The organism is uncultured Rikenella sp. (assembly GCF_948810725.1).
Taxonomy (GTDB): Bacteria; Bacteroidota; Bacteroidia; order Bacteroidales; family Rikenellaceae; genus Rikenella.
Genome location: NZ_CAQIVA010000058.1, coordinates 1 through 11,579 on the forward strand (window position 1 = coordinate 1; position 11,579 = coordinate 11,579).

An 11,579-nucleotide genomic window follows, 5' to 3' on the forward strand; every position below is an offset into this window, starting at 1 on the left:
AGTTCTTTGGGTACCTTTCTTTCAAGAAAGGTACGGTTCCAGCAGGCACAAAGAAATGATCTGCAAATAAACGTACGATTAATAAATAGCTAGCGGAGCATGGCGACGGCCCGTTCTACCGCCGCCGCCGCCGAGTCGATCTCGTCCGCGGTGTTGTAGAGACCGACAGAGAGCCGACACATCGCAGTGATGCCGTAGTGGGCCATGACAGGTTCCGCGCAGTGGGTGCCGGAGCGCATGGCGACGCCGAGTTTGTCGATAATCATGGCGATATCGGCCGGGTGTGTCCCCTCGACGGTGAACGAGACGATAGGACTCTTGCCCGGAGTCGTCCCGTAGATGCGCAGGCCGTCGATGGCGTTCAAACGTTCCGTCGCTCGGGCCAGCAGGTCGATTTCGTGGGCATGGATGCGTTCGAAACCGAGGTCGGAGAGGTAGTCGATGGCGGTGCCGAGCCCGATGGCGCCGATATAGTTCATGGTGCCGGCCTCGAATTTCAGCGGGAGCTCGGCGAAGGTGGTGCCGGTGGGCAGGGTGACGGTGCCGACCATGTCGCCTCCGCCCATGTACGGCGGGAGCTCTTCGAGCCACCGCTCTTTGCCGTACAGGACGCCGATCCCGGTCGGCCCGTAGAGTTTGTGTCCCGAAAAGGCGTAAAAGTCGCAGTTCAAGGCCTGCACGTCGGTCATCTGGTGCACGATGCCCTGACAGCCGTCCACGAGTACGGGAATTCCCTCGGCATGAGCGGTCGCAATGATATGCGGCAGGTCGGGCACGGTGCCGAGCACGTTCGAAGCCTGGGTTACGGCGACGATCCGTGTCCGTTCGTCGAGTAGCGCAGGCAGTAGGTCTGTCCGCAAAGCTCCCGCATCGTCGAAAGGCAGGACGCGCACTTCGGCGCCTTTCCGCATGGCGGCGAGCTGCCACGGAACGAGGTTCGAGTGGTGCTCCATCTCGGTGACGACGATGTTGTCGCCGGGGTGTATGTATTTCTCTCCGAATGTGGCGGCGACGAGGTTGATGGACTGGGTGGCACCGCTGGTGAAGACGATTTCGCGGGGCGAACGGGCGTTCAACAGCTGCCGAACGCGTTCGCGGGCTTGTTCGTACCGGGTCGTGGTCTCTTCGGCCATATAATGGATGCCGCGATGGATGTTGGCGTTCAGGCGGCGGTGCATCTCATCGACGGTGCGGATCACGATTTCGGGCTTCTGGGCGGTGGCGGCGGTGTCCAGATAGATCAGGGGACGACCGTTCACGGTGGTCGATAGTATGGGAAAATCCGAACGGATTTCTGTCAAACTTTTCATCAGTGTCTCTATAACGTTCGTTTATTTGCACCTTATCGGGAGGGTACTGTTCTCTTTGTGAACAAAGAGAACCAGAAAAACTTTAGACGGATGCTGACGCATCCTCCAGCTGCCGGCGGCCCGGTTCTCGGACTCTTCTTTGGGCCGGGAGTTGTAGCGCGCTAATGCGAGCTAAACTTTGGGCGCGCTACAACCCCGACCCAAAAACAATCGCGAAGACTGAGGACTGCGGAGCCTGAGGCGTAGCGCAGCTAGCATAAAAGTTTACCTTAAGGTTTCCTCCTTGCGCCTCGGCCATTCAAGTAAACTTGATGGCAACTCGGCTGCTGCGTCGGTTTTGGTGCCGCTTTTTTCAACCGACGCTGCCAGCGAGCGTAATGCAAACGCAGTTTGCAAATTACCGAGCGGCGAGGAGGAAGGCGAAGCCAACAAGCGGCAGTTCCAGCCGGCACAAAGTACAGATAAACGAACAGTTAAATATGCAAGAGGCGTTTGGCCACTTTGTCGTGGAGGAGGCGTTCGAGATCGTCGAGACGCGTGTGGTCGATGACCTCGCGGATGAAACCCTCGATCTGCAACCGTTTCGCCGCTTCGAGCGCGATGCCCCGCTGGCGCATGTAGTAGACCGCCTCCGGATCCAGCCGGCCGACCGTCGCACCGTGGTTGCATTTCACATCGTCGGCGTAAATCTCTAACTGCGGCCGGGTGTCGATCCGGGCCCGGTCGCTCAGCACGATGTTGTGGTTCTCCTGTAACGCGACCGTCTGCTGAGCGTCCGGCGCGACGTAGATATGACCCGTAAAAGCCCCTCTCGAATCGTCTTCGGCCACCCCTTTGAAGAGCTGGTTACTGCGGCAGTGCGCCGAAGCGTGGTGCATCCGGATATAGTTGTCCGCCAGCTGATTCCCCGCCGTGAGGTAAGCCCCTTCGAGGTTGCAGTCCGCTCCCGGCTCAGCGAGCGTTACGAACCGATTTCGTCGTAATATGCTGTTATCCAAGTCGATGGTAGTGACTTTGACGCTGGCGTCCCGTTCGATCGAGGTCAGCACGGTAGCGAAGTAGGTAGCCCGGGTTTCAGCCACCTCGAACAGCTCGACCGAAGCTCCCGCCTCCGCTTCGAGCAGCAGGGCGCTGTCAATCAGCGCGTCGGCCGATGCACACGCATGGTGATAAACGACCACCCGCACGCGGCTGTTACGCCCGGCCCGAATCCGGTGGCGTTGCACGTATTTTTGCACGCCTCCTTGGATCGGAGTCGCAGAGGGGTAACGCAGATGGATATACAGAATGCCGCTGGTTTCGCATCCGGCCGGAATGTCGATCTGTACCCCCTGTACCTGTTTCGTCTCGGCGCCGAGGTTGTCGAGCAGCAGGGGATCGATGGTCAAACCCGGATGGGGAGACCGCTCGGCAGCCTCCCGCAAAGTCGCCGCCGGGAGCGGTTCGACCCGACACAGCGCCGCTTCGGCTTCGGTCGAAATTTCGGCCTGCGCCGGAACGAAGCTCTCCTCCGGAGCTCCGCCCGATGCCGCGAGCCGACCGAGCGGGGTGTATTTGTAACGTTCTTTCAGTATCCTGTCCATAGGGCTACTCCTCTTTGTCGCCGTATTCGCGGATGACCCAGTCGTAACCGCGTTCTTCGAGCTCCCGGGCCAGCTCCTTGCCGGCGGAGTGGATGATTCGCCCGCGGTAGAGCACGTGGACGTAGTCGGGTATGATATAGTCCAACAGCCGCTGGTAGTGGGTGATAACGATGGTGGCGTTGTCGGGCCGTTTGAGCCGGGTGACGCCGGTGGCCACCACGCGCAGGGCGTCGATGTCCAGACCGCTGTCGGTCTCGTCCAGCACGGCGAGCTTCGGTTCGAGCATGGCCATCTGGAAGATTTCGTTCCGCTTCTTTTCGCCGCCCGAGAAGCCGACGTTCACGGCGCGGTTCATCAGTTTGTCGCCGAGTTCGACGATTTCGCTCTTCTCGCGCATCAGACGCAGGAAGTCGCCCGAGCCGATCGGCTCTTCGCCGCGGGCGGCATGTTGCTGGTTGATGGCGAGCCGCAGGAAGGAGGCCATCGAAACGCCCGGAATCTCGACCGGGTACTGGAAGCCGAGGAAAAGCCCCAGTGCGGCGCGTTCCTCGATGCTCATCTCCAGCAGATTCCGGCCGAGAAAAGTGACGGTGCCGCCGGTCACGGCGAATCGTTCATTCCCGGCAAGCACCGAACCGAGGGTCGATTTCCCGGCTCCGTTGGGCCCCATGATGGCGTGTACCTCTCCGGCACCCACGGTCAGGTCGATGCCGCGCAGGATCTCTTTGCCTTCGTCGGCGACGGTGGCGTGCAGATTCCTGATTTCTAATATATTCTGGCTCATATGGCGTGTCTGATGTTTATGCTGTGTAAGATCATAGGATTAGCCTACGCTCCCCTCCAAAGACAAGGCGAGCAGTTTCTGGGCTTCGACGGCGAACTCCATGGGCAATTGGTTGAGCACTTCGCGGGCGTAGCCGTTGACGATCAGGCCCACGGCCTCTTCGGTCGAAATCCCGCGTTGGTTGCAGTAGAAGAGCTGTTCCTCGCTGATCTTGGAGGTGGTGGCTTCGTGTTCGAGGGTAGCGGTGTCGTTGCTGCACTCGATATACGGAAAGGTATGTGCCCCGCACTTGTCTCCGATGAGTAAGGAGTCGCACTGCGAATAGTTGCGGCACCCGGTCGCCGTCTTCGCCACGCGCACGAGGCCGCGGTAGGAGTTCTGCGAAAAGCCTGCCGAAATCCCTTTCGACACGATACGGCTCCTGCTGTTCCGTCCTAAGTGGATCATCTTGGTGCCGGTATCGGCCTGCTGGTGGTTCCCGGTCAGGGCGACGGAGTAGAATTCCCCCACGCTATTATCTCCCGCCAAAATGCAGGAGGGGTATTTCCACGTAATGGCCGAACCGGTCTCGACTTGCGTCCAGCTGAGTTTGGCATTTTCTCCGCGGCAAATCCCGCGCTTGGTCACGAAGTTGAAGACGCCGCCTCGTCCCTCCTTATCACCCGGGTACCAGTTTTGGACGGTGGAGTATTTCACTTCGGCGTCTTGTTCGACGACGATCTCCACAATCGCCGCGTGGAGCTGGTTTTCATCCCGGATCGGTGCGGTACACCCCTCCAAATAGCTCACATACGCCCCTTCGTCGGCCACGATCAGTGTCCGTTCGAACTGGCCGGTGCCGGCGGCGTTGATCCGGAAGTAGGTCGAAAGCTCCATCGGACACCGCACGCCCTTCGGGATGTAGCAGAAGGAGCCGTCGGAGAACACGGCGGAGTTCAAGGCGGCGAAAAAGTTGTCGGTATAGGGCACGACGGTGCCTAAATATTTCTGTACGAGTTCCGGATGGTTCCGCACGGCTTCGGAGAAGGAGCAGAAGATGATTCCTTTCTCGGCCAAGATGGCTTGGAAGGTGGTCTTGACGGAGACGGAGTCGATGACGGCGTCGACGGCGACGCCTGCCAGGGCTTTCTGTTCGTCGAGCGGAATGCCGAGTTTCTCGAAGGTGGCGCGAAGCTCGGGGTCGACTTCGTCCATGCTGCTCTTGAGCTTCTTGTCTTTCTTGGGGGCGGCGTAGTAGATGATGTCCTGATAGTCGATGGGCGGTATCTCCAGATGGGCCCAGTCGGGCATGGTCATGGTCTGCCACTTCCGGAAAGCGCGGAGGCGGAATTCGAGCAGCCATTCCGGCTCTTCTTTCAGGGCGGAGATGCGCCGGATGGTGGTTTCGTCGAGCCCTTTGCCGATGGTCTCGGTGGCGAGGTCGGTGGTGAATCCGTATTTGTAGTCGCCTTGGGCGGCGTTTTCGATGATCTCTCTTTCTTCCATTTTTTCGTGGGAGGCGAGGGGTGGCACGGCTCGCGTCGGTGTTCTCCCTCTGCAAACAAAATACCGTTTCCGGTGGAATACGGCAAAGATACGAAAAAAGACGAGGATAGCGGCGTGGATGTAGCGCAGGCGGCGGTCGGTTGTTTGGGGTAGCTTCAGGTAGTTTTGGGGTGCTGCTTATCCCCGTTTATTCCGAGAGGTAGCGCAACTGAAAACCGTGGGCGCGGCTGTCCGAGTAGCTGGGGGTGAGGTGCTGCGAACTGAAATATAAGTCCAAGGCGCGGTAATGGTCGCCCGGATTGTAGGATGCAGACGACCAGCTGTATCCGTCGTTGCCGACGCTGACCGGCCCGCCATAGCGTGCGTGGCGGTAGCCCGGGCGCACCCATCGGGTGTTTTATTGGCAGCCTCTACCCCCGTTTATTCCGAGAGGCAACGCAACTGAAAACCGCAAGCGCGGCGATCCGAGTGGCTGGAGCCGAGGCCCTGCGAATTGAAATTCAAGTTCAGACCGTGAATCCCATTCGTAGCGGTAGACCAGCTATATCCGTAGTTGCCGTTGTTCATCAGAGCGCCAAATAGTTTATTATATCCCGTATCGCGGTAGCCCGGGGCGCACCCACAGGGTGTTTTATTGGCCGCCTCTACCCCCGTTTATTCCTAGAGGCAACGCAATTGAAGACCGTAGGCGCGGTAGTCCGGGTTGCTGATGTGGAACCATTTTGTGCTGAATGTCATACTCAGGCCGCCGATACCGTTCGTGGCAGAAGACCAACTGGCGTCGCTGTAGCCGACGTCTTTCAACTCGCCTGTCTTATGGTTGCGGCTGCCCGGGGCAGTACCGCTTGTCCCGTTTATTCCGAGAGGCAACGCAACTGAAAACTGTAGCCGCGGCTGTTCGCGGTACAGGGATCGAGCCAGGCCATGCTGAAACTTAAATGCATGCCGTCGGTGTCGCTGACGGTCGATGCCCAACTGTAGCCGTTGCCGGAGACACTGGCCGGTGTCCCCATGTCTCGACGGCGGTAGCCCGGGGCGTTTTGCAGGCAGCCTCTGCCCCATTTCAATTTGACTTTACGGTCGGACGTCCGCCTGTGGCGTTCGCTGCGCTCCGCGGACGGCGACCTAAAGGTCGCAATAGTTCCGCCATCAACACCCTCCCCCCTTCTGTAGGGTTCGGGCCGCGCGCTCCGGGGGTGGGCCAAAGGCCCAGCGCGCAGGCCCAGCGGTTCTACGAACCGCACTACTCGCTCTCAGTTCAAGCGGTCGAAGCCTGCGGGGCCTAAAGCAACGCCAGTTGCGGGCTTCCGCGGCGGGAGGCTTTGGCCCGCGCGACCCTAAAGGGTCGCAAGAGTACAGCCAACCACGCCCCAAAGCACGGCCCCGCATTTGCCTCACTGCGGCTCCGCTGTCGCTTCGCCGCTGCCGTCGCCCGCGGCAATTCTTGCCGGATTGGCTGAGTGCCAACGGGCAGAATATGCTCTTTAAGCGGGCGGGCGACGGATTTTTTGCGCAAAGTCGATTTTTTCGCGCGCCTTGCGCGATTCATCTATATTCGGCTCACCGCCGAAATAGTTGAATCGCTTCTTTAAGCGGGGCGCGCGTCTTTGGAGACGGGAGGGTACTGCCCTTACGCCGGGCGGGCGCACCCTTCGGGTGGTTTACTGGCCGCCTCTACCCCGTTCATTGTCCGCGCGCCTTGGGAAATCTTGTCAAAATATGCCAACACATTTTGACGATTTCCCTCTTTAGGCGGTGCCTCCCGGCGCTCGAAATGGGCAGCCTCTACCCTCAATTCTTTGTCCGTGCGCTGAAAAATCTAATCGCTCTGAAGTATGTTCGCAAAAAAGCCCGCAGGAATACACTGAAGATTCCTGCGGGCGTAGAATAGATGAAGGGGTGGGAAATACCGGCCTCAAGGTTTACTGTTGTGCCGCTTCGGCCTGCTCTTCCATCGACCGGTACAGGTCGGTGTAGTGCTGGAACTTGGTTTCTACCTCTTCGCCGTTGGCTAATTTCTGATAGTACAAGCCTTTCAGCATATCGACGATGCCGATCTCTTTGGGATTCAACTCGTGGGCTTTTTCCAGATATTCGATCGCGACGTTGTAGTAACCGATCGCTTCTTTGGCCATGGCTTCGTATCCTTTCACGTCGTTGAGATCGAGTTTCCGGGCTTGTTCGATCAGGGCGTCACCTTTGCGGGCTTCCATGATCCCGGCGTTCATGTAAGGCGCATAGTTGTCCGGATCGACTTTGGTGGCGGCGACGAAAGCGGCTTCGGCTTTGTCCGCGTTACCCATCTTTTCCCACAAGGTACCTTCGAGCATGTAGAGCGAGACGTTCGACGGATCGAGCTCTTTCGCTTTGTCGAGCAGACCGACTACGGTGTCCGGGCTGCGCTGGGTGTCGATGTAGAGATTAATCAGCTGGGTCACCATCCGGTTGTCGGTCGGGTATTTGGCGAGGGCGTTTTCGAGGGTGGCGATGGCGTCCTCTTTCTTGCCTTGTTTTTCCTGCATGTAGGCGATGTAGAAGTCTACGCCGCCGTCCTGGTCGTAGCCGATTTCACGGGCTTTGTTCAGGTATTCGAGGGCTTTGTCGTAGTCTTCGCCTTCGCTGTAAGCCACGCCGGTGTAGTAGAGCATCACGGAGTCGGTGTTGCCGAGCATCTGGTTGACTTCGACGACTTTCGAGAACATTTCGGCTGCCTGGATCTTCTGACCGAGGTTGTAGTTGTTCATCCCGTTGGTGTTGAACTGGTTCAGCAGTTCGTCGCCCACGAGATACCCTTTACCGGTCGCGATGGAGGGGTCGAGTTCGCAGGCTTTTTTGAACGCTTCCAGTGCTTTGTTCAAGGCGTCGGGACGGAATTCGTTCTTGGTCTGCCAGAAGACGACTTGTCCGTTCTGATTGACGTAGATGTCGAAGTTATCGAACACGTATTTCTTGTGGGGTTGTTCCATCACGGTCACTTCGACGATTTCGTTGGGCTGGTCGCCGACCAAGGCCAGGGTCTGTTCGATGGGAAAATCGGCCACCAACGTTTTGGTGTAGACTTTCGATGCGGCGATCAGGGCGCTGGTGTGGTCGAGCCACGTGTTTGCCGAGGCGGATTTCTTGGGATCGGCGATGGCTTCATCGCTCTTCTGGAGCCGCTTGGCGAGGTTGTCCAGCTCTTTGGTCTGCGAGCTGGCGGCCAGTGTGGTGGCTGCGGCGGCGAGGATCAAAAGAATCTTTTTCATGGTGCGTATCGTGTGAGTATGTGTTAGTTATTCGGTCACTTCAGCGGCGGCAACGATAGACGGGTCGTCGTTCGTTTCGTCGTCTTCGCTCTTGGGCACGGCGATCACCGAAGCGATCGAGTCGTTGTTCCGCAGGTTGATCACCTTGACGCCCTGTGCCGCGCGTCCGGTGACGCGGATGTCGGCAACGGGAATCCGAATCGTGAGGCCCGACCGGTTGATGATCATCAGGTCGTTTTCGTCGCTTACGGCCTGAATGGAGATCAGCTTACCTGTCTTTTCCGTAATCTGGATGGTCTTGACGCCTTTCCCCGACCGGCCGGTGATGCGGTAGTCGTCGATCCCTGTCCGCTTCCCGTATCCGTTTTCCGAGACGACCAGAATTTCCGGTTTCTGATCCGGTTCGACGGTCAGCATGCCGATCACTTCATCCCCGTCATCGAGATTGATCCCCCGCACGCCTGCTCCCGTCCGTCCGATGGCCCGGACGTTCTCTTCTTCGAAACGAATCGCTTTCCCGCCTTTGGCGGCAATCACCACCTGAGCCTTGCCCGAAGTCAGTGCGGCGTCGATCAGCTGGTCGCCGTCTTTGATGGTGATGGCGTTCACGCCGTTCAGCCGGGGCCGTGAGTAGGCTTCCAGCAAGGTCTTCTTGATGATCCCTTCGCGGGTGCACATCACGATGTAGTTGCTGTTGACGTATTCCGGGTCGTTCAGCCTGCGCACGTTGATATAGGCTCGCACTTTGTCATCCGGTTCGATCTGGATGACGTTCTGAATCGCACGGCCTTTGGAAGAACGACTCCCTTCGGGTATTTCGTACACTTTGAGCCAGTAACATCTCCCCTTTTCGGTAAAGAAGAGCATGGTGTTGTGCATCGTAGTGACGTACAGGTGCTCGATGAAGTCTTCGTCCCGCGTGGCAGACCCTTTCGATCCCACTCCGCCCCTGGACTGTGTCCGGTATTCGGTCAGCGGGGTGCGCTTGATATATCCCAGGTGCGAGATGGTGATCACCACATCCTCGTCGGCGTAGAAGTCTTCGGGGTTGAACTCTTCTGCGGTTAGGACGATTTCGCTCCGCCGCTTGTCGCCGTACCGTTCTTTCATCTCGACGAGTTCGTCTTTGATGAGTTGCATCTGCATGGACTCGCTGCCGAGCAGTTCGTTGTAGTGGGCGATCATTTTGCGCAGTTCGTCGTACTCCTGCTGGAGTTTTTCGTGTTCGAGCCCGGTCAGTGCCCGCAGTCGCATGTCGACGATGGCCTGTGCCTGAAGGTCGCTGAATTGGAAGCGGGCAATGAGGTTGGTTTTTGCCTCGTCTGCATTCTTGGCGGCCCGGATGATCCGGATGACTTCGTCGATGTTGTCCTGCGCAATAAGGAGACCCTCCAAAATGTGTGCCCTTTCTTCCGCTTTCCGCAAATCGTATTTCGTCCGCCGCACGATCACGTCGTGGCGGTGCCGAACGAAGTATTTGACCAGCTCTTTGAGGTTGAGCGATCTGGGCCGCCCGTCCACCAGCGCGATGTTATTGACCGAGAAGGTGGATTGCAGCTGGGTGTATTTGAACAAAGTATTGAGCACGACGCTTGCCACCGCGTCGTGTTTCAGGATGATGACGATCCGCATCCCGTTTCGGTCGGATTCGTCGTTGATGTAAGAGATCCCTTCGATCTTCTTGTCGTTGATCATGCCGGCGATCTTCTGGATCATCTCGGCTTTATTGACTTGATACGGAATCTCGGTCACGACGATACACTCCCGCCCGCTCGCGGTGTGTTCGATGTCGGTCTTGGAACGGATCACGACGCGTCCCCGCCCCGTTTCGTACGCCTCCCGCACTCCTTCGTAACCGTAGATAATCCCGCCGGTCGGAAAGTCCGGTGCTTTGATCTTTTCGATGAGTTCCGAGATCTCGATGTCGGGGTTGTCGATATAGGCGTTTACGGCGTCGATGGTGTCGCTGAGGTTATGCGGTGGCATATTCGTTGCCATCCCGACTGCAATCCCGGAGCTCCCGTTGAGCAGCAAGAGGGGGATTTTCGTCGGAAGTACCGTGGGTTCGTAGATGGTGTCGTCGAAGTTGAGGGTGAAGTCGACGGTTTCCTTTTCGATGTCGGCCATCACTTCGTCGGTGATTTTCTTCATCCGGGCTTCGGTGTACCGCATCGCCGCCGGGCTGTCCCCGTCGATCGATCCGAAGTTCCCCTGTCCGTCCACCAGCGGATACCGCAGCGACCACTCCTGTGCCATCCGCACCATAGCGTCGTAGACTGAGGAGTCGCCGTGGGGGTGGAATTTCCCCAGGACTTCCCCGACGATTCTGGCGGATTTCTTGTACGGTTTGTCGGAGTAGAGCGACAGTTCGTTGCTCATCCCGTAGAGCACGCGGCGGTGCACCGGTTTGAGTCCGTCGCGCACGTCGGGCAGGGCCCGCGACACGATCACCGACATCGAATAGTCGATGTAGGCGGTCTTCATCTCCTCCTCGATATTGATCTTGATGATTCTCTCTTGCTGTTCTTGCATGGTTTGATTATCTAAGTCTCGCTTGGCTTTTCAAACGGCTAAGATAGCGTTTTTTTTTCGCATGACCAAGCGGTGCGGGGGCTTTGTTGAGGGGGCGGGGATGTTTTTCTGCGGTTGTTTTCGGAGAGGCGGCAGTCTTTGGGGGTGGGGGGTGAAGCGGCCGTGGGTTGGGGTAGTCCCAGCCGGCTTTCGATTGCCGCTCGGCCCCTGTTTATTCCGAGAGGCACCGCAGCTGAAAACCGTAACCGCGGTGGTTTGCGCTGGTGGGATTGAGGTGTGTCATGTAGAAATCGAGGTGGTTGCTGTTCGTATTTCTGGTGGATGAAGCCCAGTTGAATCCGTGGTTGGCGACGTTGTCGAGTGCGCCTGAGGTGCAGCTGCGGTAGCCCGGGGCGGGCTCACTGGGCGTCTTACTGGCAGCCTTTACTCTAATTTTAAGTTTCGGGCTGCGCGCTCCGGGGGTGGGCCAAAGGCCCAGCGCGCAGGCCCGGCGGTTCTATGAACCGCAAGAGCTCAGCCCAACCTGCCACTCAAAGTTCACCCCGCTCTTTACCGAGCTTGCGAAAATACAATTGCCTTAGCGGATTGAAGCCTGCGGGGCCCACAGCAACGTCAGTTGCGGGCCTCCGCGGTCGGAGGC

Annotated in this window: 10 protein-coding genes; all 10 read right to left on the minus strand. The window is 58.2% G+C overall.

The features are described 5' to 3' along the window. Positions 1-89: 89 nt before the first annotated feature. Positions 90-1,310: an aminotransferase class V-fold PLP-dependent enzyme gene (locus Q9S52_RS09790; RefSeq protein WP_304708982.1), complete on the minus strand. Its 1,221-nt coding sequence runs from the start codon at positions 1,308-1,310 to the stop codon at positions 90-92. A gap of 473 nt (positions 1,311-1,783) precedes the next feature. Further along, positions 1,784-2,893, minus strand: a complete 1,110-nt coding sequence (locus Q9S52_RS09795; protein WP_304708983.1) for a SufD family Fe-S cluster assembly protein — start codon at positions 2,891-2,893, stop codon at positions 1,784-1,786. 4 nt (positions 2,894-2,897) lie between these two features. Next, entirely contained in the window at positions 2,898-3,665 is a 768-nt protein-coding gene (sufC, locus tag Q9S52_RS09800; protein WP_304708990.1) for a Fe-S cluster assembly ATPase SufC, read from the minus strand. Between the two features lie 51 nt (positions 3,666-3,716). Further along, positions 3,717-5,162 (minus strand): Fe-S cluster assembly protein SufB, encoded by a 1,446-nt coding sequence (sufB, locus tag Q9S52_RS09805; protein ID WP_304708984.1) that lies wholly within the window; start codon positions 5,160-5,162, stop codon positions 3,717-3,719. Positions 5,163-5,349: 187 nt separating this feature from the next. Next, the gene (locus tag Q9S52_RS09810; RefSeq protein ID WP_304708985.1) at positions 5,350-5,547 is read right to left on the minus strand and encodes a hypothetical protein; all 198 of its coding nucleotides are present in this window, start codon (positions 5,545-5,547) and stop codon (positions 5,350-5,352) included. Between the two features lie 35 nt (positions 5,548-5,582). Beyond that, positions 5,583-5,729, minus strand: coding sequence for a hypothetical protein (locus Q9S52_RS09815; protein ID WP_304708986.1), 147 nt, complete (start codon positions 5,727-5,729; stop codon positions 5,583-5,585). Positions 5,730-5,822: 93 nt separating this feature from the next. Beyond that, positions 5,823-5,966, minus strand: coding sequence for a hypothetical protein (locus Q9S52_RS09820; protein WP_304708987.1), 144 nt, complete (start codon positions 5,964-5,966; stop codon positions 5,823-5,825). A gap of 50 nt (positions 5,967-6,016) precedes the next feature. Continuing rightward, positions 6,017-6,229, minus strand: coding sequence for a hypothetical protein (locus Q9S52_RS09825; protein WP_304708988.1), 213 nt, complete (start codon positions 6,227-6,229; stop codon positions 6,017-6,019). Positions 6,230-7,084: 855 nt separating this feature from the next. After that, on the minus strand, positions 7,085-8,407 hold the full coding sequence (locus Q9S52_RS09830) for a lipopolysaccharide assembly protein LapB (RefSeq protein WP_294593260.1): 1,323 nt from the start codon (positions 8,405-8,407) through the stop codon (positions 7,085-7,087). A gap of 27 nt (positions 8,408-8,434) precedes the next feature. Then, entirely contained in the window at positions 8,435-10,939 is a 2,505-nt protein-coding gene (gyrA, locus tag Q9S52_RS09835) for a DNA gyrase subunit A (RefSeq protein WP_304708989.1), read from the minus strand. Positions 10,940-11,579: the final 640 nt, after the last annotated feature.